Consider the following 24,249-nt stretch of genomic DNA (forward strand, 5'->3'; position numbering starts at 1 on the left):
TCCTGAGTATTTTAACGGCTTTGTCTCTTCGTTTCAGCCTCAGGGCGAATTTCAGGAAGATCCTTAAAAATTGACTACATTTAAACCACCTTTCCTGTAAGAGTTGCGCTTATGAGCCCGCCGCTTCGTTTCGCTCTTTGCAGTGCCCTGCTGTTCAGTTCCGGCGTGGTTCACGCCAGCGATTTGTTTATTCTGCAATCCCCCGCTTTTGCCGACAACGCGCTTCTTGACCAGAAATTTGCCGGTAATGACCCGAAAAATGCCAACTGCACCGGCAAGAATAATTCGCCGCCTTTGGTGTGGAGCAACATTCCGCCGCAAACCCAAAGCCTTGCGCTTATCGTTCACGATCCCGAAGGCCGGAAGGGTCTTGGTGTCACGCACCTGGTGGCCTATAACATTCCACCGTCTGCCACGGGTTTTGCGCCCGACGCGCTGAAATCGCCTAATGGCTTTACCGGAGGCAAAAACACGCCGGGCACAAACAGTTGGTATGGCCCCTGCCCGCCGCCCGGCAGCGGAGCGCATCACTATACCTTCACGTTAATTGCCACCGATTTAGCGCCCACCTTGCCTGCCGGGCTGACACGCGAAGCGTTGTTTGAGAAGCTCAAGGGGCATCAGCTTGCTGCCGCAGGTTTAATTGGTCGCTTTGGACAGTAGCGAGAGAACGCAGTAACATCCTGTTGTCAAAGCTATTTCTATGGAGTGACTATGCAGAAGATCGTGATTATCGCTAACGGTGCGGCCTACGGCAGCGAGTCCTTATTTAACAGTTTACGTTTGGCGATTGCTCTGCGTGAACAAGGCCCGTTGGCGTTGAAACTGTTTCTGATGTCCGATGCGGTGACCGCTGGGCTGAAAGGCCAAAAGCCAGCTGAGGGCTACAACATCCAGCAAATGCTGGAAATTCTTACCGCGCAAAACGTTCCAGTAAAACTGTGTAAAACCTGCGCCGATGGCAGAGGAATAAGCAGCCTCCCGCTGGCGGATGGCGTGGAAATTGGCACGCTGATTGAGCTCGCTCAGTGGACGCTCGCGGCGGACAAAGTATTAACGTTTTGAGTCAAAAAGCGCTGATAAAGTGTTTTTTCTTATAGCCCCGCTTCCAGCATCAAGTTCCTCGTTGTGTTGCCGGTGAGGTGCGTAACTTTGCCAGCAGCGAGCAGATGCAGGGCATCCAGGAGATTAACCACGCCGTGATTCATCTCAACCGGATGGTACAGCAGAATGCTGAATTCCGCCGCAGCGGCGGGCGCGTTGCAGAGTCAGGCGGGCGACCTTGCTACTACTGCGGGCCATTTCCGCATTTAATCTGCCCCTGGCGCAGGTTTGGCTGACAAACGTCATGCAAGCTGAATGGTTTCAGGAATAATGTCATTTTTGTTGAATCGTTACGGCATTTTTTGATCAAAATCAGCATCAGCACGCCCCTGCTTTGGTGTTATGCCATGAGTGATTTGTGAACAACATCACACGCAGGAGTTCTCGGCAGGGAGAGCGTTGACGGATGGCGACGGGGTAAAAAATGGCGATGGTAAAAGCAAGTTTGACATTATTTGGCGGAGATACCGTGGTGGTAAGGTGTTCGGAGCGCTGTCACATTCACCTGATGAGCGCTAAAAAGCAAGTGACGGATGTTCAGACCGATATCCTCAGCGTGCAAAACCGGGAAGATGCCTATCTTACCGTGCCGTACAGCGGGACATGGAATGTGCTCATCGACAGTCACAGCCAGTCTCTGGAGCACTCGATAAGCTACGTGCCCGCCTGAAACGTCAAAGCCCGGAAACTCCGGGCTTTCAGACTGCTGACAAAGAAGGAAAAAGCGTGGTTTTTCCTTCTTTGTGGTGAGCAGCCGAAAATCAATAAATTGATTTTCCTTGTTTCTTATTAGGCACCCTATGACAAATCTTCATTCGTTAGAGGTTTGTCATCACTCTCAAAGCCCGGAAACTCCGGGCGTTCTCTTTTTTGTTACGCAATCCTCGGCAGGTTTTCCCCACCCAGCAAATGCCTCACATTATTCACCAGTTCATCCAAACACTCATCCTGCATACCCAGCTTTGTCAGTTCCTGTTCGAGCGAGAAAAGATACTGAGCGTTGGTGCCGAGCGGGCCGCTGGCCGAGGCAATGAGCGGGGCGATGACCTGCACGCTGGTGTCAGATTCATACAGCGGATGTCTGGGGTCCATAATGAACACCAGCGCGTTGACTGTACGTCCATCATCGAGCTCGAGCTTACACCAGGTCGGCAGATAGCAGCCGGTGATCATTTCCCGCTTCCAGAGCAGCGTAAGCTCCTCTTCCAGCGCACAATCACGCAGGCGATAGGCCACACCTGTGGTGCGCCCACCCTCTTTCAGGGCAAGCATTCGGCCTGGCTGACAGGCGCTACCACGCCCTGCCGTCAGGCGTAAACAGAAGGCACGGTGCCAGCCGACCAGCGTTCCCGTGCAGGATTCACTGTAATCCAGCGCCGGGTTCCACATCAGCGAACCATAACCAAAAATCCATACCGGGCCATCATCCGGACCGCAGGCTAACGTGGCGGCAAGCGACGCGGCACGTTGTTCTGGCGACCAGAGTAGCGATTCCTCGATTGCACCAAAGGCCGTTTTGCAATCGGCTTTCAGCAAGAAATCACGCGTTAACACTTTTAACCTCCGCCACTGCACACTTCCCTGCGACGACTACTATCCCTGTAAAATTGCTGAAATAGTATCCAGCTTCTTCAGACAATATGCAAAGTACGGGCCGCTTGCAAGACAACAGAGCGTCAATAAAGCACAAATAGTTCCAGCAAGTGGCGGTATACCGCCACGCCTTTACGAGGATGCCTCACGCATCAAGAACAGATAAATGAACTTAATATGACTTCAATATACTGTTATTTAAACTGAAATTAAACATAACTCAGTTTTATAACTGCCTTATTTCGTTTTCCCATGATTGAGGTAAATTTTGGTAAAACAACGCTAAGATGAGTCCCGGGTCTGTTATTTTATTGCCTTATGTTATCTATAATTATAAAACCTGCTGAAATGGAGATGGTTCATGACACATGCGCAAGAGGCGGTGAAGACCCGCCACAAGGAGACAACCCTTATTTTCCCGCTGGTCGCACTGGCGGTGCTGGCTTTTTTTGGTCACAACCAGTCCCTGCCAGTGGTTATTGGCATCAATATTCTGGCGTTAATCGGTATTTTGAGCAGCGCATTTAGCGTGGTTCGCCATGCAGACGTGCTGGCCCACCGCCTCGGCGAACCGTATGGCTCGTTGATTTTAAGCCTTTCAGTGGTCATTCTTGAAGTAAGCCTGATTTCTGCATTAATGGCGACCGGCGATGCCGCACCAACCCTGATGCGAGACACGCTTTATTCAATCATTATGATTGTGACGGGTGGCCTGGTGGGCTTCTCGCTGCTGTTGGGCGGCCAGAAGTTTGCCACGCAGTACATGAATTTATTCGGTCTGAAGCAGTATATGATTGCCCTCTTCCCGTTGGCGATTATTGTTCTGGTATTCCCCATGGCCTTACCGGGCGCAAACTTCTCAACCGGGCAGGCGTTGCTGGTCGCACTGATTTCCGCGGCGATGTACGGCGTGTTCCTGTTGATTCAGACCAAAACGCACCAGAGCCTGTTCGTGTACGAACATGAAGACGAAGCCGACGACGACGACCCGCATCACGGCAAGCCGTCCGCGCACAGCAGCCTGTGGCACACCGTCTGGCTGATCGTTCATCTGATTGCCGTTATCGCGGTCACCAAAATGAATGCGAATCCACTTGAGACACTGCTCACCAGCATGAATGCGCCTGTCGCTTTCACCGGTTTCCTGGTCGCGCTGTTGATTTTGTCACCGGAAGGGTTAGGGGCATTGAAGGCGGTGTTGAGTAATCAGGTACAGCGTGCCATGAACCTGTTCTTTGGGTCTGTGCTCGCCACCATTTCATTGACGGTGCCCGTCGTTACGCTGATTGCCTTCGCAACGGGCAATGACCTGCACTTCGCCCTCGGCGCGCCAGAAATGATCGTGATGGTGGCTTCCCTGGTGTTGTGCCACATCTCGTTCTCCACAGGACGCACCAATGTGCTGAATGGTGCCGCGCATCTGGCACTGTTTGCGGCTTATCTGATGACGATATTTGCCTGATAACGCCGGGTGGCGCGATGCTTACCCGGCCTACGCGTAGGCCCGGCAAACGTAGTGACGCCGGGCATTACCCATAAAAAAACTCGCCGCAGCGAGTTTTTTTATTATCCAACAGTGATTAATTGCTGGTATCCAGCTCATCGAAGTTCTTCACCAGATCGTCAATCGCTTTGATCTGTTTCAGGAACGGTTCCAGCTTAGCCAGCGGCAGCGCGGATGGGCCGTCGCATTTCGCGTGCTCTGGATCCGGGTGGGCTTCGATAAACAGACCTGCGATACCGGTTGCCATACCCGCACGTGCCAGCTCAGTTACCTGAGCACGACGACCGCTGGACGCCGCACCGAACGGGTCGCGGCACTGCAGTGCGTGAGTCACGTCGAAAATAACCGGGGAGTTGCCGGACACCGCTTTCATGACGCTGAAGCCCAGCATGTCGACCACGAGGTTGTCGTAGCCAAACTGCGTACCACGGTCACACAGAATCACTTTATCGTTGCCGCCTTCAGCGAACTTATCAACGATGTTTCCCATCTGGCCTGGGCTTACGAACTGCGGTTTTTTCACGTTAATGACCGCACCGGTTTTCGCCATCGCTTCCACCAGGTCAGTCTGACGTGCCAGGAAGGCAGGCAGTTGGATAACGTCAACCACTTCAGCAACAGGCTGTGCCTGAGAGGCTTCGTGAACGTCAGTGATGATTTTCACGCCGAAGGCTTGTTTCAGCTCCTGGAAAATCTTCATCCCTTCTTCCAGACCCGGCCCACGGTAGGACTTGATGGAAGAACGGTTGGCTTTGTCAAAAGAGGCTTTGAACACGTACGGGATGCCCAGTTTCTGCGTCACGGTGACGTAGTGTTCACAAATGCGCATTGCAAGATCGCGGGACTCCAGCACGTTCATTCCGCCAAACAGCACGAACGGCAGGTCGTTTGCTACTTTGATATCGCCAATGCTAACCACTTTTTGTTTCATAAAATCGCCTTATCAGGAGGTAATCGATTAATGCAAAGTAATCTGTTTGTGCGCGATGTTGTTGATTTGCGCGCGAATAATTTCGCTGATCGGATCTTCCGGGCACTGCTCGACAAAATAGCTCAGGTCGGTCAGCGCCACGTGCTCGCACTCAAGCTGGGCATAAATCAGGCCGCGATCGCGAATTTCATAAGGATCTTCCGGATTAAACTGCAGCAGCGCTTCGCTGACGCGCAGGGCGAGCTCCATCTGGCGCTCTTCCATCAATGCAGACTTCAGCGTGTCCAGCAGCTTGCGAATAACCTCTGAGTTATCCGCCTCATCCAGGTCTTCATTAAACAGTTCTGCCAGCGGGCTGATGTTGCCCTTCAGCCACACTTCAAGCGTGTGTTCGTCCAGCGTGTCGCCGGTAAACGGGTTGATAAACCACATTTCCCCGGTTTCCACATCGGCACGCAGCAGTAACTGCGTCGGAAAAATAACGGGCATCATCGGTATCGACAGACGACGTGCTACCCACAGCATAATTGCGCCGAGAGACACCGCACTGCCCTCACGATTTTTCAGCACTTTGTCGAGCCAAAGCGCATCTGACAAACGATAAATACCGTGAGAGGCACCAAAGCCCCATTCGCCATAGAACAGCTCGATTAAGCGTTCAACCTGACGAGTATCAGTCCAGGAAGGACTGATTTCTTCCTGCGCCAGGCTGACTAACTGCTCCAGTTCGTCGATGACATACTGGGCCTGGAAATCATCACGGATCAGTTCAGAAATGAGGATCATTCCGTCGCACAAAGGCGCGTTGTTAAATTCAAAATCCGCTAATGACCTCATCACCTACCCCAACTGCGGGCTGCCAACAGGCAGCCAGATAACTTCAAAATGATGCTAATAATAACGCTAAACGCGCTCTCAGTCAGCACTACGTCTTCCTAGCGTCAACCGCTCGTTGCCACCATAGTCACGGCAAGTTTCCACTTGCTCGTAACCTGCGTTTAAAAACAGATCCCGCACGTCTTCACCCTGCTTCCAGCCATGTTCAAGCAGCATCCAGCCGCCTGGCGTAAGGTGTTGACGCCCTTCACGGATAATCAACGCCAGGTCCGCAAGCCCTGCTTCTGCCGCCACCAGTGCGGTTTTTGGCTCGAAGCGCACGTCGCCTTGTGCAAGATGAGGGTCTTGTTCATCAATGTAAGGCGGATTGCTGACAATCATGCTGAATGTCTGCCCTTCAAGCGCACTGAACCAGTTACTTTGAATGACAGTCACGTTGCGGAGCGCCAGGTTTATGGCATTGCACGTGGCCAGTTCAACCGCTGCAGGAACAAAATCCACTGCTGTGACGGCACAATCTGGCCGCTCACTGGCCAGCGCCAACGCAATCGCCCCTGTTCCTGTGCCCAAATCAAGCACCGAACAAGGTTCAGTTGGCATTCTGGCTAACGCCTGTTCCACCAGACACTCGGTGTCCGGTCGCGGAATGAGCGTGGCAGGCGAGACAAACAGCGGTAATGACCAGAACTCTCGCATGCCGACTAAATGCGCCACCGGCTCACCGTTCACCCGGCGGGCCAGCAAAGCTTCCAGCGCGTCGCTCTGTTCCTGCGTTAATGCTGTTTCATCAAACGCGAGAATAAAAGTACGAGATTTCCCGGTGACGTGCCCAAGCAAAATCTCCGCGTCACGGCGCGGACTTTCACTTTCTGCCAGCCGACCGATGGCCTGCGTTAACCACTGTTTAAAGGTCATCATTCCTGATCGGACAGCGCCGCCAGCTGATCGGCCTGGTATTCCTGGACAATCGGTTCAATGAGCATGTCGAGTTTGCCTTCCATCACTTCGTCCAGACGGTAAAGCGTCAGGTTAATGCGGTGGTCGGTCACACGTCCTTGCGGGAAGTTATAGGTGCGATTACGGTCGCTTCGGTCACCGCTTCCCAGCAGGTTACGGCGTTCAGAGGCTTCAGCCTGCTGGCGTTTTGCCACTTCGGCAGCACGAATACGCGCGCCCAGCACGGAGAGCGCTTTGGCTTTGTTCTTGTGCTGGGAACGCTCGTCCTGACACTCAACGACAATACCGGTCGGCAAGTGAGTAATACGGATCGCGGAATCGGTGGTGTTAACGTGCTGACCGCCCGCACCAGAGGAGCGGAAAGTATCAATACGCAGATCCGCAGGATTGATATCCGGCATTTCCGCTTCAGGCAGTTCAGGCATCACCGCAACCGTACAGGCGGAAGTATGAATACGCCCCTGAGATTCAGTGGCTGGCACGCGCTGTACGCGATGACCACCGGACTCGAATTTCAGCCGACCATAAACGCCCTCGCCGCTAATCTTGGCGATAACTTCTTTGAATCCACCATGTTCACCTTCATTGGCGCTCATGATTTCCACGCGCCAGCGGCGTGATTCAGCATAACGGCTGTACATGCGGAATAAATCACCGGCAAACAACGCAGCTTCATCGCCGCCGGTTCCCGCACGCACTTCCACAAACGCGTTGCGCTCGTCATCCGGATCTTTTGGCAGCAACAGCACCTGCAAGTCCTGCTCAAGCTGCTCGCCTTTGGTTTTGGCTTCCTGTAACTCTTCCTGCGCCATTTCGCGCATTTCAGGATCGTCGAGCATCATCTGTGCCGTTTCAATATCTTCCTGCACCTGCTGCCAGTCGGTAAAACATTTGGCGACGTCGCTAAGCTGTGCGTATTCCTTTGAAAGTGCACGAAAACGCTCCTGGTCGGCAATCGTGCTGGCATCCCCCAGCAGAGCCTGAACTTCTTCATGGCGCTCGTGCAGCGCTTCCAGTTTGGCAACAATAGACGGCTTCATAGGCGTAAATTCACCCTGTAATGAGTATTTGAGAGAGCAGCGCTACTCCAGCCCGAGGCTGTCGCGCAGAATATTCAGGCGTTCGTCATCCCCGTCACGGGCAGCCTGTTGAAGTGATTTGGTTGGAGCGTGGATCAGGCGATTGGTCAGCTTACGCGCCAGATCCTGCATAATGGCTTCGGCGTCGCCGCCTTGTTGTAACGCAGCCAGCGCGCGGGCAGTGAGTTCTTCACGCACAACGTCCGCCTGCGAACGGTATTCACGAATGGTCTCGCTGACGCTTTGCGCCCGCAGCCAGGCCATAAACTCGCTGGCTTCCTGTTCGACAATCGTTTCAGCCTGCTGAGCGGCCGCTTTGCGCTGCGCCAGGTTGTGCTGAATGATGTTTTGCAGGTCGTCCACGCTGTAGAGATAAGCGTTGGCTAATTTGCCCACTTCCGGTTCGACATCACGCGGTACGGCGATATCCACCAGCAGCATCGGCTGATTACGGCGTGCTTTCAGGGCTCGTTCAACCATGCCTTTGCCGATAATCGGCAACGGGCTGGCGGTGGAACTGATGATGATATCCGCCTCTTTCAGGCGTTCATCAACATCGCTTAGCGCAATGACCTCGGCACCCACTTCGTCCGCCAGCACCTGGGCGCGTTCGCGGGTACGGTTGGCAATCAGCATTTTTTTAACGCGATGTTCACGCAAATGACGGGCGACCAGTTCGATAGTCTCGCCTGCGCCCACCAGCAACACGGTGACGGAAGAGAGCGACTCAAAGATTTGTCGGGCCAACGTACAGGCCGCAAATGCGACAGACACTGCACTGGCACCGATATCGGTTTCCGTGCGTACGCGTTTTGCCACAGAGAAGGATTTCTGGAACATACGCTCCAGCTCGCTGACGTTGAGATGGCCGCGGCTGGAATCGGCAAAGGCTTTTTTCACCTGCCCAAGGATTTGCGGCTCGCCCAGGATCAGGGAATCCAGGCCGCTGGCGACACGCATCAAATGGCTGACCGCATCGTCGTCCTGATGCCAGTAAAGGCTTTTACGCAGGTCTTCTTCGTTGAGCTGATGATAATCACACAACCAGCGAATCAGGGATTCCTGCAAATTCTCTTGTTCTTCAACGCTGAGATAAAGCTCGGTACGGTTACACGTCGACAGCACCACACCGCCCTGCACCATCGGCTGGGAAAGCAGGCTTTCCAGCGCCTGGTCGAGCGTATCCGGCGAAAACGAAACACGTTCTCGCAGCGCGACCGGAGCAGTTTTATGGTTAATGCCTAGTGCCAGGAGCGTCATGAATGCAGGAGTAGTACCAGCGTTGATAAGGTTAGTCTGAGCGCATCATACAGGATGCGCAAGGTCAATAAAAGAGACGGCCCCCTTTCGGAGTAATCGGTAATATCATGATTTGGGACAACTTGAACGTAGACGCTGCCCGCGTGCGGCGCTAGCATTGAGGGTTATAACTGCAACGTCTATCAAGGATTTTTCGATGAGCTTAACCCGTGTAATGCGCCTGATGCCGCTGGCTGCGCTGGTCCTGACCGCCTGTACCCTCAACGCGCCTAAAGGCCCAGGCAAAAGCCCGGACTCCCCTCAGTGGCAGCAGCATCAGCAGGAAGTGCGTCAGCTCAACCAGTATCAAACTCGCGGTGCGTTTGCTTTCCTGTCTGATGACCAGAAAGTCTATGCCCGCTTCTTCTGGCAGCAGACCGGCAAAGATAACTATCGCCTGCTGCTGACCAACCCGCTGGGCAGTACCGAATTGTCGCTGACCGCACAGCCTGGCAGCGTGACGCTCATCGACAACAAAGGAAAATCTTACACCTCTACGGATGCCGAAGAGATGATTGGCAAACTCACCGGCATGCCGATTCCGTTGAACAGCCTGCGTCAGTGGATCCTGGGGCTTCCGGGCGATGCCACCGATTACAAACTGGATGACCAGGCTCGTCTGAGCGAACTGAACTACACCCAGGACGGCAAAACCTGGAAAGTGGTGTACAGCGGCTATGACAGTAACAGCAAACCTTCCCTGCCCTCCAACATGGAACTGACCCAGGGCAGCGAGCGCATCAAACTCAAAATGGATAGCTGGATAGTCAAATGAGTACCCGTTGGCCTTCCCCGGCAAAGCTGAATCTTTTTCTCTACATCACCGGTCAGCGCGCCGATGGTTATCACACGTTGCAGACGCTGTTTCAGTTTCTTGATTACGGCGACACGATAACTATCGACGTCCGAAATGACGGCGAGTTGCGCCTTCTGACGCCTGTTGAGGGCGTGCCAGCTGAAGAAAATCTGATCGTGCGTGCAGCCCGATTGCTGATGAAAGCAGCGAGCGACACTGGCCGTCTGGCCAACGGCGCTGGTGCGGATATCCGTATCGACAAGCGCTTGCCGATGGGCGGTGGTCTCGGCGGGGGGTCATCCAACGCGGCAACTGTGCTTGTGGCACTGAATCATCTGTGGCGCTGCGGCCTGTCCGTCGATGAACTGGCTACCATTGGCCTGATGCTCGGCGCAGATGTGCCTGTCTTTGTTCGTGGGCATGCCGCCTTTGCAGAAGGCGTGGGTGAAGTCCTGACGCCGGTCACCGTGCCTGAAAAATGGTACCTGGTGGCCCATCCTGGCGTGAGCATCCCGACGCCGGTGATTTTCAAAGATCCTGAACTGCCCAGAAATTCACCGCACAGGCCAATTGAAACGTTACTAAACTGTGAATTCAGCAACGATTGCGAGGTTATCGCAAGAAAACGATTTCGTAAGGTTGATGCGGCGCTTTCCTGGCTGTTAGAATACGCCCCGTCGCGCCTGACTGGCACAGGGGCCTGTGTGTTTGCTGAATTTGACACCGAATCCGCTGCCCGCCAGGTGCTTGAGCAAGCCCCGGAATGGCTGCAGGGCTTTATCGCCCGCGGTGTAAACACCTCACCGTTAATGCAGGCTTTAGAAGGGGCAGACTGAGTTTCGGTGACAACGTCACCCCGTTCCAGACGTTGCATCGTGCTCTTTAATACACCGCCTGGATGAAATGCGCCTGGCCCGCACAGTTTTTGGCCCATTCATCCACCACTGGACGCATGCCTGAGGTTCTTCTCGTGCCTGATATGAAGCTTTTTGCTGGTAACGCTACCCCGGAACTAGCACAACGTATTGCCAACCGCCTGTACACTTCTCTTGGCGACGCCGCTGTAGGTCGTTTTAGCGACGGCGAAGTCAGCGTACAAATCAACGAAAACGTACGCGGTGGTGATATTTTCATCATCCAGTCCACTTGTGCCCCAACGAACGACAACCTGATGGAATTGGTTGTTATGGTCGATGCTCTGCGCCGTGCTTCCGCAGGCCGTATCACCGCCGTAATCCCTTACTTTGGCTATGCCCGTCAGGACCGCCGTGTGCGTTCTGCTCGTGTGCCAATCACTGCCAAAGTTGTCGCGGACTTCCTGTCCAGCGTCGGCGTTGACCGCGTACTGACCGTTGACCTGCATGCTGAACAGATTCAGGGCTTCTTCGATGTACCCGTAGACAACGTCTTCGGCAGCCCAATCCTGCTGGAAGATATGCTGCAACTGAAACTGGAAAACCCGATTGTGGTTTCTCCGGACATCGGTGGCGTAGTACGTGCACGTGCTATCGCTAAGCTTTTGAATGACACCGACATGGCTATCATCGACAAGCGTCGTCCACGCGCTAACGTTTCTCAGGTGATGCACATCATCGGTGACGTAGCGGGTCGTGACTGCGTGCTGGTTGATGACATGATCGACACCGGCGGCACTCTGTGCAAAGCCGCCGAAGCGCTGAAAGAGCGTGGTGCGAAACGCGTGTTTGCTTACGCGACTCACCCCATCTTCTCTGGCAATGCGGCAAGTAACCTGCGTAACTCCGTGATCGACGAAGTTATCGTCTGCGATACCATCCCACTGTCTGATGAAATTAAAGCGCTGCCAAACGTCCGTACCCTGACTCTGTCAGGCATGCTGGCGGAAGCGATTCGTCGTATCAGCAACGAAGAATCCATCTCTGCTATGTTCGAGCATTAATCGAGCACGGTATAAAAACCCGCTGCGGCGGGTTTTTTTGTTTCTTACCAACTATTTATATTACTAATGCCTCCTTCGTTTGCTATCAACAAAGCAAATGATGCGCTCATGGATGAAGACCCCTGTGAACAAAGCCACACTCGCAGATATCTTACCGTTTCGCGCCCTCATCGACGCCTGCTGGAAAGAAAAGTACACCGCTAGCCGCTTTACTCGCGATCTTATCGCCGGGATAACCGTCGGGATCATTGCCATTCCCCTGGCGATGGCTCTGGCAATTGGCAGCGGCGTTGCCCCTCAATACGGCCTTTATACTTCCGCAGTAGCCGGGATAGTTATCGCCCTCGCTGGCGGCTCGCGTTACAGCGTCTCCGGCCCTACTGCCGCGTTTGTGGTGATCCTTTATCCGGTTTCTCAGCAGTTCGGGCTTGCCGGGCTGCTGATGGCGACACTGCTTTCAGGTTTGTTCCTGGTGCTCTTCGGTCTTGCGCGTTTTGGACGCCTTATCGAATACATTCCCGTCTCAGTCACGCTCGGCTTCACCTCCGGGATTGGGATCACGATTGCCACCATGCAGATTAAAGACTTTCTTGGTCTGCAATTGCCGCATATGCCAGAACACTACTGGCAGAAAGTGGGGGCGTTGGTCATGGCGCTGCCGACCATTAATCCGGGTGATACAGCCATCGGCATCGTGACGCTCGGCATCCTGATCTTCTGGCCACGGCTGGGGATTCGCCTGCCCGGCCATTTACCGGCGCTGCTCGCAGGTTGCGCGATGATGGGCATTGTGAATTTACTGGGCGGACACGTCGCGACTATCGGCTCGCAGTTTCACTATGTGCTCAGTGATGGCACGCAGGGCAATGGCATTCCGCAATTGCTGCCACAACTGGTGTTGCCATGGAACATGCCGGAGTCGAGTTTCGAACTGAGCTGGGCCTCGCTGCAGGCTTTGCTTCCCGCCGCTTTCTCCATGGCGATGCTCGGCGCGATCGAATCATTACTCTGCGCGGTTGTTCTGGATGGCATGACGGGCACGCGCCATAAAGCGAACAATGAGCTGATCGGCCAGGGTCTTGGCAATATGATCGCACCGTTCTTCGGCGGCATTACTGCCACTGCAGCGATAGCCCGCTCAGCAGCAAACGTGCGTGCAGGTGCAACGTCGCCTGTCGCAGCGGTTATCCACGCGATACTGGTGATTATGGCGCTGCTGGTGCTTGCGCCGTTGCTGTCATGGCTGCCGCTTTCCGCCATGGCGGCTTTGTTGCTGATGGTAGCCTGGAACATGAGCGAGGCGCACAAAGTTGTACATCTGCTGCGTCGTGCCCCGGTCGATGACATCATGGTGATGCTGATTTGTCTGTCGCTCACCGTGCTGTTCGATATGGTCATCGCCATCAGCGTGGGGATTGTGCTGGCATCGCTGCTATTCATGCGCCGCATCGCGCGAATGACGCATCTTGCCCCAGTGGACGTTTCCGTTCCGGATGATGTTCTGGTGGTCCGGGTTATCGGTCCGCTCTTTTTCGCTGCGGCTGAAAATGTGTTTCTCGATCTGGAAAGCAAAATCGCGGGCAAACGCATTGTGGTGCTGAAGTGGGATGCTGTGCCGGTGCTGGATGCAGGCGGTCTGGAAGCCTTTCAGCGGTTTGTCAGCAAATTGCCTGATGGCTGCGAATTGCGAGTGTCAAACCTGGAGTTTCAGCCGTTACGTACGCTGGCCCGCGCCGGAGTAAAACCGATTGCTGGCAGGCTCGCATTTTTCCCTAATCGCGATGCAGCGCTGGCGGATATTAGCGATAATGCCTGACTGAAAGACGGCTTTAGCGCACTAAAAAAGGATGACTATGCTCACGCAAGCCCCGCGACTGGAAACTGAACGACTGATACTGCGTCATTTTACCGTGGATGATTTTGAAGATTTAGCGTCCTTCTGGGCAAACCCGGGAGTGGTGAAATTCATCGGCGGCCAACCGCAAAGCGCGGAGGTCAGCTGGAGCCGTCTGCTGCGCTATATCGGCCACTGGCAGGCGCTCGGCTACGGCTACTGGGCGGTAATTGAGAAACAAACCGGGCGCTATGTCGGGCAGTTTGGCCTGCAGGAGGCAAAACGCGATCTGACACCCGCCCTCACCGCACCAGAAGCGGGTTGGGCGTTAACGCCAGAGGTGCATGGCAAAGGCTATGCGAAGGAAGCGTTGAACGCGATGCTGGCATGGGCGGACAGTGAGCTGAAAGCGCCGCTGTGCTGCATTATCGACGAAGAAAACCAGCGCTCGGTGCATCTGGCGGAACAGGCTGGTTTTCAGTACGCGCATGACGTGAACTATCACAGCAAATCCGTCGGCATGTTTACGCGCCCGGCTCCCTGATGACTTTGTGCAGTTTGTAGGCTCGGTAAGGCGTTAGCCGCCACCGGGCATGACATTCAATGAAAACGGCTCCCAAGGGAGCCGTTTGAGACTGATGACAAACCTCTAACGAGTGCAGTTTTGTCATTAGCGACCGAACAAAAAATAAGGAAAATCAATTCATTGATTTTCGGCTGCTCACCACAAAGAAGGAAAAACCACGCTTTTTCCTTCTTTGTCAGCAATCTGAAACGGCTCCCAAGGGAGCCGTTCTGCTAAGACTTAGCTATGGCGGTGGCTGTCCCGGCGACAGCGCTTGTCATAGTGACGCACCCACCAGTATCGGTCGCTGACCTGTTCATGGCCGCTGACACGTGCACCTGCAAGCCACAAGATAGCCCCGAGGAAGATACTCAACACGGCGCCATGGGCGAAAAACTGCGGCAGGTTAAGTTGTGGAAGCTGGTTTAAAATGGAATAACCGACGCCGACAACCATCACCACCAACCCTAAACCCATGAGCACGTTGCCGAGTCGCGAAGCGTTTCTGCGTTTCATATGTCACCTCCGGAACTTTGGGTTGACAGGGAATTCCCCTGGTCCTTGTGTGTAAAGTATAGACAACACCCTGGTCTTTAAGTGCGCATGTGATCACAATTATGAACATCTGAGCAACAAAACTTTACAAATAACAGCCTGAACGATAAGTATTTTAATTATTCAGTTAGGCAACTATTCATTTTCCCTGTCGTCTGGCTTACGGCATTTTGTCAACCGCAGCGATTACAGTACACTACGCGCCAGATATCGACGCACTCAGGACTAAACACGTGACGATTAAACTGATTGTCGGCCTCGCCAATCCGGGGGCCGAATATGCCGCGACTCGCCATAACGCAGGCGCGTGGTATGTGGATTTGGTGGCTGAACGCTTCCGCGCGCCGCTGCGCGAAGAGAGCAAATTCTTCGGCTACACCTCGCGTATCAACGTCGATGGCGAAGATGTCCGTCTGCTGGTACCCACCACGTTCATGAACCTCAGCGGGAAATCCGTGGCCGCGATGGCAACCTTCTTCCGTATTGCGCCGGACGAAATTCTGGTGGCGCATGATGAACTGGATCTGCCGCCGGGCGTGGCGAAATTTAAACTCGGTGGCGGCCATGGCGGTCATAATGGGTTAAAAGACATTATCAGTAAGCTTGGCAATAACCCGAATTTTCACCGTTTACGCGTGGGAATTGGCCATCCAGGCGATAAAAACAAAGTTGTCGGCTTTGTTCTGGGCAAACCCCCAGCCTCTGAACAGAAGCTGATCGACGAAGCGGTAGACGAAGCGGCCCGCTGCACGGAAGTGTGGCTGAAAGAGGGCCTGACGAAAGCGACCAACCGCTTACACGCTTTTAAAGCACAATAACGCCCCGGCGGGCGGCAATTTTACCCTCCGCCGTGTATAATAGGCGAAGTTATTTACTTTTCTGCAATCTGTTACTTGCAACAGGTTGATTATCAAAGATTAAGGTGATTTACATCATGGGATTTAAATGCGGTATCGTCGGTCTGCCTAACGTGGGCAAATCCACCCTGTTCAACGCGCTCACCAAAGCGGGCATCGAAGCAGCCAACTTCCCGTTCTGTACTATCGAGCCGAATACCGGAGTGGTGCCCATGCCCGATTCGCGTCTGGATCAGCTCGCTGAAATCGTGAAACCGCAGCGCATCCTGCCCACCACCATGGAATTCGTCGACATCGCCGGTCTGGTGAAAGGCGCGTCCAAAGGTGAAGGCCTGGGTAACCAGTTCCTGACCAACATCCGTGAAACCGAAGCCATTGGCCACGTGGTTCGCTGCTTTGAAAATGACAACATTATTCACGTGAATAACAAAGTCGACCCGGCTGATGATATCGATGTTATCAACACCGAGCTGGCGCTGTCGGATCTCGACACCTGCGAACGTGCATTACACCGTGTGCAGAAAAAAGCCAAAGGCGGCGACAAAGACGCAAAAGCTGAACAAGCTGCTCTGGAAAAATGCCTGCCGCAGCTGGAAAACGCCGGTATGCTGCGCGCGCTGAAAAACCTGACCGAAGAAGACAAAGCGGCCATCAAATACCTGAGCTTCCTGACGCTGAAGCCAACCATGTACATCGCCAACGTGAACGAAGACGGTTTTGAGAACAACCCGTACCTCGATAAAGTGCGCGAAATTGCTGCCGCAGAAGGTTCTGTCGTGGTTGCCGTTTGTGCGGCTGTTGAATCCGATATCGCCGAACTGGATGACGCAGATCGTGATGAGTTCATGGCAGAACTGGGTCTGGAAGAACCCGGTCTGAACCGCGTGATCCGCGCAGGTTACGAGCTGCTGAACCTGCAAACTTACTTCACCGCTGGCGTGAAAGAAGTTCGCGCATGGACCATCCCTGTCGGCGCAACGGCCCCGCAGGCCGCAGGTAAAATCCACACCGACTTTGAAAAAGGCTTTATCCGCGCCCAGACTATCGCCTTCGAAGACTTCATCACCTACAAAGGTGAACAAGGTGCGAAAGAAGCCGGTAAAATGCGTGCCGAAGGCAAAGACTACATCGTCAAAGATGGCGACGTGATGAACTTCCTGTTTAACGTCTAAATAAAACCTGTTGTCTCATGAGGTTTCGCTGAATCTCATAACAACGGAAAAACCCTATAAAATCCACGCAATTGCGTGGGTTTTTCTTTGTCTCCCGTAGAGATAACGCCAGAGGCTCTTTATGAACACTGACATTTCACTGAAATATTATGACATCGCCGACGAGTACTCGACGGAAGCGGCGAAACCCGTACAGGACGCCGAGCGTGATGCGCTGGCGCTGTATTTCCAGTTATTAGTGACCCGCCTGATGAACAACGAAGAAATCAGCGAAGAAGCGCAGCAGGAGATGGCCGTTGAAGCAGGCATTGATGCACAGCGCATTGACGACATCGCCGAGTTCCTCAACCGCTGGGGTAACGAGTAGTCCCTTCCGAGGCCATCATTGTATGGCCTCAACGTCAGTCAACATCCCTGCCCTTCTTATTGACTTATTCTGTCAATCCGCTACTTTTTATGCCATGAAGAAGATACTGATTATCGTCCCGGATGGCGGAATGCTGTTCGAATCCGCGGGCATCGCCGACATTCTGATGCAGGCTAACCGTCTGCATCCTGATGGGCTTGAGCATCCATGTTATCAGGTGTCACTCGCCACCACACAGCCCCACCAGGTGATTCATGGTCAGTCTGGTCTTAACCTGTTGGCCGATCATCGTCTGCATGAGCTTGACCCTCGCGAGCCGCTGGACACCATCATCATCACCGGGCGCGGGCAGAACGAGCAGGAAGCGGTTGCGGTTGTCGACTGGCTACACCTCGCCGCACCTCATGCTCGCCGCATTGCTTCGGTATGCGGCGGTGCGCTGCTGCTCGCACAAGCTGGCCTTCTCAATGGTAAGCAGGCCACAACCCACTGGCGCTTGCTGGATACATTGCAGAATGAGTATCCGCAAGTCTCGGTTGAGGCCGGGCCGTTATACATTCAGGACGGACATATCTGGACGTCCGGCGGCGTCAGTTCTGGGTTTGATCTGACTCTGGCTCTGGTGGAAGAAGATTATGGCTTCAGCCTTGCCCGTGATGTTGCTCAGGACATGGTGATGTTTCTGCATCGCCCTGGCGGCCAGTTACAGTTCAGCCGCTACAATCTCACGCAATCAACAGGCTCTGGCGCGATTAACGAACTGCTGCCGTGGATCCTCGCCAATATCACCACTGACCTTTGTGTTGAAAACCTCGCTGAAAAAGCGGCGATGAGCCCACGTAATTTTACCCGCGTCTTCACCCGTGAGACTGGCGCATCCCCGGCACGTTATGTCGCTGAAGCGCGCCTTGCGGCTGCCCGACAGCGGCTTGAGCAAACCAACGATACTCTTGATCGTATTGCTGAGCAGACCGGGTTTGGCAGCAGCATTAATCTGCGGCGTCTGTTTGAAAAACAACTTCATCTCACCCCTGGCGAATATCGCCAGCGCTTCCATTGTCGCAAAATGGCGTAATGTGATCATTTTTTGTCGTTTACGCCAAACCTGCACGGGCCTACAGTTACGCTATAGACATCAGAGAAGGAGTTGAACATGGTTAAGGTCGGTATTAACGGGTTTGGCAGAATCGGACGCAACGTGCTTCGGGCTGCCTTTGGCAATGCCAACATCAAGATAGTCGCTATCAACGATCTCACTGACAGCAAAACGCTGGCTCATCTTTTGAAGTACGACTCGCTGCTCGGCACGTTGCCCGCCACGGTCACCGCTGCTGAAGGTCAACTGACTGTCGACGGCCAGCCGATTAAGGTATTCAGCGAGCGAGATCCGGCGAACATTCCATGGCGTGATGTTGGGGTAGACATCGTGATTGAAGCGACCGGTTTCTTCACCGATCGTGAAAAAGCGGCGATGCATATCCACAGCGGTGGCGCTAAACGCGTCATTATCTCGGCACCGGGTAAAAACGATGATTTAACGGTGGTGATGGGCGTCAATCATCAGCTTTACGATCCGCAAAAACATTCGGTCGTCAGTAACGGCAGTTGCACCACCAACGGCCTGGCGCCTGCGGCACAAGTTCTGCACCAACATTTCAGGATTAAGCATGGGCTGATGAACACCACTCACGCCTACACCAACAGCCAGGCGCTGCATGACCAGCCGGAAAAAGATTTACGCGGAGCCAGGGCCGCGGCGCTGTCCATCGTGCCTTACTCCAGCGGTGCGGCGAAAGCACTCGGCAAAGTTATCCCTGCGCTGGAAGGGCGTCTGACAGGCTACTCACTGCGTGTCCCGGTGCCAGTGGTGTCTATTGTTGACTTAACCGTCACGCTGGAGCGCGACGTCACTGCCGAAGAAGTGAATGAAGCCTTCCGTCAGGCGGCGGCATCCGGCCCGCTTAAAGGTATTCTGGGCTATAGCGACGAACCGCTGGTGTCCAGTGATTATCAGGGCGATCCCCGCTCTTCCATTATCGACGGCCTCTCTACGCTAGTGATTGGCGGCAACATGGTCAAAATTCTCGCCTGGTATGACAACGAATGGGGCTTCTCCAATCGGCTGGTCGATTTGGCGCTTTTGATGGCACAACAAGAGCATTAATTCACCGTACGAATGACTCCCGGCCTTTCCGGGAGTCGCTTCTCTCGCTGTATTCCCCTTTCCCAATCGCGACAGAAACCCCTGTCTTCGCACGCCTTTGCTTATAAATCAGACCGATGCAGCCAAAAATATCCGTGTAATCAGCATTGTATTGTTAATCAGCCTATGTAAAATCATGCTATCCGTGCTAAACACTTGTTAACTTTGTAGTGGAATTGCAGTCCATGATGTTGTTCGCCTGATGACGAGTTCCCCGTGCGTGGTCTACGCCTTGAGTCATCCCTTCGTGCCAACAACGTCCCGCTATTGGGCATCACCCGCTTTGCAGGGAAAGTCAGAATGAAATTGCGAAATGTATTGCCTCTTTTGGTCATCACTGTGCTGGTCGGCTGTAAAGCGCCTGCGCCGAAGATGACGGATGATACGCTGGTCACCAGCCAGGTGAATGGCGTGACGCTGACACACCGTTATATTGTTGCCGTACCGAAAGAATTTACCCCCGTTAATGCCAGCTATCGCGCACTGTATGCCGGTTCAGTGATGAATACGCCGGACTTTGGTGGCAAGGTGCTGAGCGAACTGGAAAACGGCAAAACCTATACTGTACTGGGTAGCGTTGAAAACGACTGGCTGGCGATTGCAGAAGAAGATAAGCAGGAACTGCTGGGCTACGTTCCCCCTCGCGCACTGGTGAAAAGCGAGCTGTATGCGCAAACGCTGAAGAAAGATCGCCCACGTGCGCGTCGTGCCAACAGCAAAAAAGCCACCTGTGTGAATGTCGATAGCAACAGTAAAGCCTGTCAGAACGCCAACAGCGGGACCTGGATTATTAACTGATTCTGTCCCTGTTCTCTGGCTTCTGTTTTCTCTGTTTTAGAAACGCATAAAGGAAATCTATGAAACTCTGGCTTTCAGGTGTGGCGTTGCTGCTGGCATCTTCGACCGTATGGGCAGAGAACTACCGTTTTGTACAGTCGCCTTCGCAGAAGCTGGATATCTGGATCGATAACATCAAAAGCACCTCGCCGCAGAGCTGGTGTGCTAAAGAGCTTCCGCTGCGCATAGTGGCCAACGGCGAGCAAAATCCCTCGATACTGAACGGCTTTATGCCACGCCTTGGGGCTTTGCTGGAAACCCAGTGTACGACACTGCAACGGGTTCAGTGGCGGATGGAAGATCCACAAGGCAATACCCTCGCTTTTGGTACCGCCGATCGTAAAAACGATTGGGATGTCAAAGCGACGCCAGTGGTCGAGGAAGAGATCCCTCAGACGCAAAATGACGGAAAATCGCCTCTGGCGAGCAGAACGCCGTGGCAGGAATTTACGTTGCAGGACGGCTGCCGTCTGCGTACGTTCTGGACAGCAAACTCAGGCGCTTCTGCCCTGTTCATCCCTGAAGGCCAGTGCGAAAAAGGCGGCTGGCTGAGTGGGCGCAGCGAGGTTATCCAAAGCGGAAGCGAAGGCGAGAAACGCCTGCAGATGACGTTTGTTCACGGCTTCCCGGTGAGCGGATTGCGTGATGATGCCGACGCCGATAGCTTACTTATCACCACCCTGAACAACGAACGTATGGTGGTCAGTAACGAACAGGCTCCACAGAGCTGGATGATCCTGCCTTACAAACCGGCAATCAATGCCTGGGCCGCCAGCGGGACTATCGCCGTCAAAGTCCCTCGTGAAATGGCCATGGATGAAGCCAGTCTGCAAACGCAGTTAAATCAGGTGCGCAAGGCCTGGGCGAAATGGCTGCCCCCAAACACGCCACTCACCCTTCAACTGGTGGATTCGCTGCAAACTCAGCTACGCGACCCGGCCGTTGGCGCATGGCGTACACAGAATTGATCCTGACATTTGTCACTTATTGAGCAAAGAGCCATAGCATGACAGATAACGATTACACACAGCGACCACCCGACGCTCTGCCGCCAGGCTATCGCTTTGACGAGTTTGAGATTCAGGACGTGCTTGATGCCAGTAGCGATAACATTGTCTATCTGGCGCTCGATCACCATCTTGAACGCCAGGTCGCCATTCGCGAGTTTTTACCGCGCACCCTGACCGTTCGCAGCGATACCCAACGTCTGCTACCGCGCAGTAAACAGGATCAGTCGGCCTTCAGCGCCGGGCTTGAGGGCTTCATTTATGAAGCTCGCCAGTTAGCCCGTCTGAATCACCCGAACGTCGTGCAAATCCTGCGTTTCTGGACGTACAACGAGACGGCTTATGCCGCAACGCCGGTTTACAGCGGCATGACGCTCAGCGCTTTTTCGCAGCAGCACCCGGATAAAATCAACGAAGCGTGGGTACGTCGCCTGCTACCAATGCTTTGCGGCGCGCTGGCCGCCCTGCACGATAAAGGATTTATCCATTGCCGCTTGTCGCTGAACAGCATCCAGATTCAGGACAATGGCTTGCCGCTGCTGCTCGAATTTGGCGCATTACGTCAGGGGCCCGGCGACAATGGCGAAAGCAACAAAACGCTGTTACACCCCGGTTTTACCCCCCTGGAGCAGTATTCTGATGATGTCGACAATCCACCGGGGCCATGGACCGATATCTATTCGCTTGGCGCGATTCTTTACACCCTGATAAGCGGTTCCCGTCCGCCTGCCAGCGTCACGCGCAGTATCCAGGACAACTGCGTGCCACTGGCCGAAAGCCACGCGGATTCATGGTCGCCAGAGCTTTTACAGGCGATAGATAGCGCCCTGGCATTGCGCCCGGAGGACAGACCTCAAACGCTGGCAGAATTTGCAGCATTAGCGGGTATTTCACTCAATGATCCTGGCAATCCGCCACCGGTGATTCAAACAGGCTCAATGCTGGTGCCTGTTGAAACTAAAACCGAAGCACCCAGCCCTGCACCGAAATGGGCACAATATCGAACCCCTCTGCAAATCGCAGCGGGTGTTGTGGTTGGCGTGGTTGTTGGAGGCCTGATTTTTGGTCGCAGTGAATCAGTGAATGTCGTGCAGGATGTGGTGAAGGCGGAGACAAAAGCCACCAGCGCACCGCTCGCAACCTCAGGGCATGCGAAGGTCTATCTTCGTGCCGAGCAAGGCGAACAGCTGGAAGTGAATGGCAAAACGCAAAAATTGCCCACGCCGGTGAATGGCTACGCCTCGATTCAGCTGTCACCAGGTCAGTATGAAATCACGTTACGCAATGCCGGACAGTCTCGTGCGGCAAACATCACCGTCGATAAACCGGGTACGTGGTTGTTGGATCCACAGCCATAAAAAAACGCCACCCGTTCGACACTGGGTGGCGTTTCTTCATTTAGCAGGCTTATTTCAGCAACCGTACTTTCACCGACTTGCCTTTAATTTTGCCCTGCTGGAGCTGTTTCCAGGCACGACGGGCCACGCTCTGCTTCACCGCCACAAAGGCATGAATCGGGTGAATATCGATTTTGCCGATATCCGCGCCATCGAGCCCCATATCCCCGGTCAGCGCACCCAGAATATCGCCCGGACGCATTTTGGCTTTTTTGCCGCCGTCGATGGCCAGCGTCGCCATTTTCGCTTCCAGCGGCGCAACGTTGATGCCTGTTGGCGGCTGTTGCCATTCCACTTTCATGTTAAGCATTTCTTCCAGCACCGCGGCACGTTGCCCTTCTTCCGGTGCGCAGAAGCTGATCGCCAGCCCACTTTCACCTGCGCGTGCGGTACGTCCGATACGGTGCACATGCACTTCCGGGTCCCACGCCAGCTCGAAGTTAATCACCATTTCCAGCGCTTTGATGTCCAGGCCGCGAGCCGCCACATCTGTCGCCACCAGCACGCGGCTGCTGCCGTTCGCAAAGCGCACCAGCGTCTGATCGCGATCGCGTTGTTCCATGTCGCCATGCAGCGCAAGCACGCTCTGATTGCAGTCGGTCAACGCATCGCATACGGCCTGGCAGTCTTTTTTGGTGTTACAGAACACCACGCAGGATGCAGGCTGATGCTTGCTTAGCAGCTTTTGCAGCAGGCTGATTTTGCCGTGACGAGACACTTCGTAGAACTGCTGTTCCACGGCAGGAAGTTCATCCACCGTATCGATTTCAACCGTGACAGGGTCACGTTGTATGCGAGTACTGATCGCCGCAATCGCTTTTGGCCAGGTGGCCGAGAACAGCAGCGTCTGACGCTTCGCTGGCGCGTGGCCGATCACTTCATCGATAGCGTCGGCAAAGCCCATGTCCAGCATACGGTCCGCTTCATCGAGCACCAGCGTTTGCAGCGCATCCAGCTTCACCGTCTCTTTTTTCAGGTGATCGAGCAGACGGCCTGGGGTCGCCACGATGATATGCGGGGCGTGGATCAGGGAATCACGCTGCACGCTAAATGGCAGGCCGCCACACAGCGTCAGCACTTTGATGTTCGGCATATAGCGCGCCAGACGACGCAATTCTTTCGCCACCTGATCGGCCAGCTCGCGCGTCGGACAAAGAATCAAAGACTGGGTAATAAACTGACTGGCATCAATGCGCTGCAGCAAACCGAGGCCAAATGCCGCTGTTTTCCCGCTGCCGGTTTTCGCCTGGGCGCGAACATCCTTCCCCGCAAGAATGGCCGGTAACGCCGCCGCCTGCACCGGGGTCATGGTCAGATAGCCCAGTTCAGTCAGATTGGTCAAAAGTTCCGCAGGAAGTGCGTTTAAGTCAGCAAAAGAGGTCACGTCGGTATTCCGGTATTAAAGAGAGGTATCAGCCTGAGCTGAGGTTAAGGCGG

The 24,249-nt window shown here is 54.2% G+C and carries 26 protein-coding genes; 18 read left to right on the forward strand and 8 right to left on the reverse strand.

The window, feature by feature from the left end; translation table 11 throughout:
• The first annotated feature begins 111 nt into the window (after positions 1-111).
• From ACLW56_RS05030 to ACLW56_RS05045, 4 genes are all read left to right on the forward strand, one after another.
• Complete coding sequence (locus ACLW56_RS05030; protein WP_330982709.1) at positions 112-663, forward strand: YbhB/YbcL family Raf kinase inhibitor-like protein; 552 nt, start codon at positions 112-114, stop codon at positions 661-663.
• A 51-nt stretch (positions 664-714) separates the two neighbouring features.
• Positions 715-1,065: a DsrE/DsrF/TusD sulfur relay family protein gene (locus ACLW56_RS05035; RefSeq protein ID WP_330982710.1), complete on the forward strand. Its 351-nt coding sequence runs from the start codon at positions 715-717 to the stop codon at positions 1,063-1,065.
• 77 nt (positions 1,066-1,142) lie between these two features.
• Positions 1,143-1,340: a hypothetical protein gene (locus ACLW56_RS05040; RefSeq protein WP_415377569.1), complete on the forward strand. Its 198-nt coding sequence runs from the start codon at positions 1,143-1,145 to the stop codon at positions 1,338-1,340.
• Between the two features lie 188 nt (positions 1,341-1,528).
• Positions 1,529-1,774, forward strand: a complete 246-nt coding sequence (locus ACLW56_RS05045) for a DUF1883 domain-containing protein (RefSeq protein ID WP_330982711.1) — start codon at positions 1,529-1,531, stop codon at positions 1,772-1,774.
• 203 nt (positions 1,775-1,977) lie between these two features.
• On the opposite strand, the gene ACLW56_RS05050 is transcribed toward ACLW56_RS05045, so the two are convergent.
• A complete protein-coding gene (locus ACLW56_RS05050) occupies positions 1,978-2,658 on the reverse strand; it encodes a gamma-glutamylcyclotransferase (RefSeq protein ID WP_330982712.1) in 681 nt (226 codons plus the stop codon).
• 400 nt (positions 2,659-3,058) lie between these two features.
• Here ACLW56_RS05050 and chaA point away from each other — a divergent pair, with 400 nt between their 5' ends.
• Positions 3,059-4,159 (forward strand): sodium-potassium/proton antiporter ChaA, encoded by a 1,101-nt coding sequence (gene chaA, locus ACLW56_RS05055; protein WP_330982713.1) that lies wholly within the window; start codon positions 3,059-3,061, stop codon positions 4,157-4,159.
• A 118-nt stretch (positions 4,160-4,277) separates the two neighbouring features.
• On the opposite strand, the gene kdsA is transcribed toward chaA, so the two are convergent.
• The 5 genes from kdsA to hemA form a co-directional block, all read right to left on the reverse strand.
• Complete coding sequence (gene kdsA / locus ACLW56_RS05060; RefSeq protein ID WP_330982714.1) at positions 4,278-5,132, reverse strand: 3-deoxy-8-phosphooctulonate synthase; 855 nt, start codon at positions 5,130-5,132, stop codon at positions 4,278-4,280.
• 27 nt (positions 5,133-5,159) lie between these two features.
• Positions 5,160-5,969 (reverse strand): invasion regulator SirB1, encoded by an 810-nt coding sequence (gene sirB1, locus ACLW56_RS05065; RefSeq protein ID WP_330982715.1) that lies wholly within the window; start codon positions 5,967-5,969, stop codon positions 5,160-5,162.
• A gap of 78 nt (positions 5,970-6,047) precedes the next feature.
• Positions 6,048-6,884 carry a peptide chain release factor N(5)-glutamine methyltransferase gene (prmC, locus tag ACLW56_RS05070; RefSeq protein WP_330982739.1) on the reverse strand — a complete coding sequence of 279 codons (837 nt, stop codon included), beginning with the start codon at positions 6,882-6,884 and terminating at the stop codon, positions 6,048-6,050.
• Entirely contained in the window at positions 6,884-7,966 is a 1,083-nt protein-coding gene (gene prfA, locus ACLW56_RS05075; RefSeq protein WP_330982716.1) for a peptide chain release factor 1, read from the reverse strand. Before prfA ends, prmC begins: the two co-directional genes overlap by 1 nt.
• A gap of 42 nt (positions 7,967-8,008) precedes the next feature.
• Complete coding sequence (gene hemA / locus ACLW56_RS05080; RefSeq protein ID WP_330982717.1) at positions 8,009-9,265, reverse strand: glutamyl-tRNA reductase; 1,257 nt, start codon at positions 9,263-9,265, stop codon at positions 8,009-8,011.
• 196 nt (positions 9,266-9,461) lie between these two features.
• Here hemA and lolB point away from each other — a divergent pair, with 196 nt between their 5' ends.
• The 5 genes from lolB (at position 9,462) to ACLW56_RS05105 (ending at position 14,396) form a co-directional block, all read left to right on the forward strand.
• Positions 9,462-10,079, forward strand: coding sequence for a lipoprotein insertase outer membrane protein LolB (gene lolB / locus ACLW56_RS05085; RefSeq protein ID WP_330982718.1), 618 nt, complete (start codon positions 9,462-9,464; stop codon positions 10,077-10,079).
• Complete coding sequence (ispE, locus tag ACLW56_RS05090; RefSeq protein WP_330982719.1) at positions 10,076-10,936, forward strand: 4-(cytidine 5'-diphospho)-2-C-methyl-D-erythritol kinase; 861 nt, start codon at positions 10,076-10,078, stop codon at positions 10,934-10,936. Before lolB ends, ispE begins: the two co-directional genes overlap by 4 nt.
• A 134-nt stretch (positions 10,937-11,070) precedes the next feature.
• A complete protein-coding gene (prs, locus tag ACLW56_RS05095; RefSeq protein ID WP_097164424.1) occupies positions 11,071-12,018 on the forward strand; it encodes a ribose-phosphate diphosphokinase in 948 nt (315 codons plus the stop codon).
• A gap of 112 nt (positions 12,019-12,130) precedes the next feature.
• The gene (gene dauA, locus ACLW56_RS05100) at positions 12,131-13,834 is read left to right on the forward strand and encodes a C4-dicarboxylic acid transporter DauA (RefSeq protein WP_330982720.1); all 1,704 of its coding nucleotides are present in this window, start codon (positions 12,131-12,133) and stop codon (positions 13,832-13,834) included.
• A 37-nt stretch (positions 13,835-13,871) separates the two neighbouring features.
• On the forward strand, positions 13,872-14,396 hold the full coding sequence (locus tag ACLW56_RS05105) for a GNAT family N-acetyltransferase (protein ID WP_330982721.1): 525 nt from the start codon (positions 13,872-13,874) through the stop codon (positions 14,394-14,396).
• 261 nt (positions 14,397-14,657) lie between these two features.
• On the opposite strand, the gene ychH is transcribed toward ACLW56_RS05105, so the two are convergent.
• Positions 14,658-14,933: a stress-induced protein YchH gene (gene ychH, locus ACLW56_RS05110; RefSeq protein WP_330982722.1), complete on the reverse strand. Its 276-nt coding sequence runs from the start codon at positions 14,931-14,933 to the stop codon at positions 14,658-14,660.
• Positions 14,934-15,205: 272 nt separating this feature from the next.
• Between ychH and pth the strand changes: the two genes are divergently transcribed.
• The 8 genes from pth to ACLW56_RS05150 all read left to right on the forward strand — a co-directional run bounded on the left by pth (position 15,206) and on the right by ACLW56_RS05150 (position 22,773).
• Positions 15,206-15,790: an aminoacyl-tRNA hydrolase gene (pth, locus tag ACLW56_RS05115; protein ID WP_330982723.1), complete on the forward strand. Its 585-nt coding sequence runs from the start codon at positions 15,206-15,208 to the stop codon at positions 15,788-15,790.
• Between the two features lie 116 nt (positions 15,791-15,906).
• The gene (gene ychF / locus ACLW56_RS05120) at positions 15,907-17,001 is read left to right on the forward strand and encodes a redox-regulated ATPase YchF (RefSeq protein ID WP_330982724.1); all 1,095 of its coding nucleotides are present in this window, start codon (positions 15,907-15,909) and stop codon (positions 16,999-17,001) included.
• A gap of 121 nt (positions 17,002-17,122) precedes the next feature.
• A complete protein-coding gene (locus tag ACLW56_RS05125) occupies positions 17,123-17,368 on the forward strand; it encodes a DUF2543 family protein (protein ID WP_330982725.1) in 246 nt (81 codons plus the stop codon).
• Positions 17,369-17,462: 94 nt separating this feature from the next.
• Positions 17,463-18,443: a GlxA family transcriptional regulator gene (locus ACLW56_RS05130; RefSeq protein ID WP_330982726.1), complete on the forward strand. Its 981-nt coding sequence runs from the start codon at positions 17,463-17,465 to the stop codon at positions 18,441-18,443.
• A gap of 78 nt (positions 18,444-18,521) precedes the next feature.
• Entirely contained in the window at positions 18,522-19,532 is a 1,011-nt protein-coding gene (gene gap / locus ACLW56_RS05135) for a type I glyceraldehyde-3-phosphate dehydrogenase (RefSeq protein WP_330982727.1), read from the forward strand.
• A 339-nt stretch (positions 19,533-19,871) separates the two neighbouring features.
• A complete protein-coding gene (locus ACLW56_RS05140; RefSeq protein WP_330982740.1) occupies positions 19,872-20,369 on the forward strand; it encodes an SH3 domain-containing protein in 498 nt (165 codons plus the stop codon).
• A gap of 59 nt (positions 20,370-20,428) precedes the next feature.
• A complete protein-coding gene (locus ACLW56_RS05145; RefSeq protein ID WP_330982728.1) occupies positions 20,429-21,376 on the forward strand; it encodes a hypothetical protein in 948 nt (315 codons plus the stop codon).
• A gap of 38 nt (positions 21,377-21,414) precedes the next feature.
• Complete coding sequence (locus ACLW56_RS05150) at positions 21,415-22,773, forward strand: serine/threonine-protein kinase (RefSeq protein WP_330982729.1); 1,359 nt, start codon at positions 21,415-21,417, stop codon at positions 22,771-22,773.
• Between the two features lie 49 nt (positions 22,774-22,822).
• Here ACLW56_RS05150 and dbpA read toward each other — a convergent pair whose 3' ends face one another.
• Entirely contained in the window at positions 22,823-24,196 is a 1,374-nt protein-coding gene (gene dbpA / locus ACLW56_RS05155; RefSeq protein WP_330982730.1) for an ATP-dependent RNA helicase DbpA, read from the reverse strand.
• Between the last annotated feature and the right edge of the window lie 53 nt (positions 24,197-24,249).

The sequence above is a fragment of the Pantoea sp. sgz302252 genome, from assembly GCF_047713085.1.
In the GTDB taxonomy this organism is placed as follows: Bacteria; Pseudomonadota; Gammaproteobacteria; order Enterobacterales; family Enterobacteriaceae; genus Scandinavium.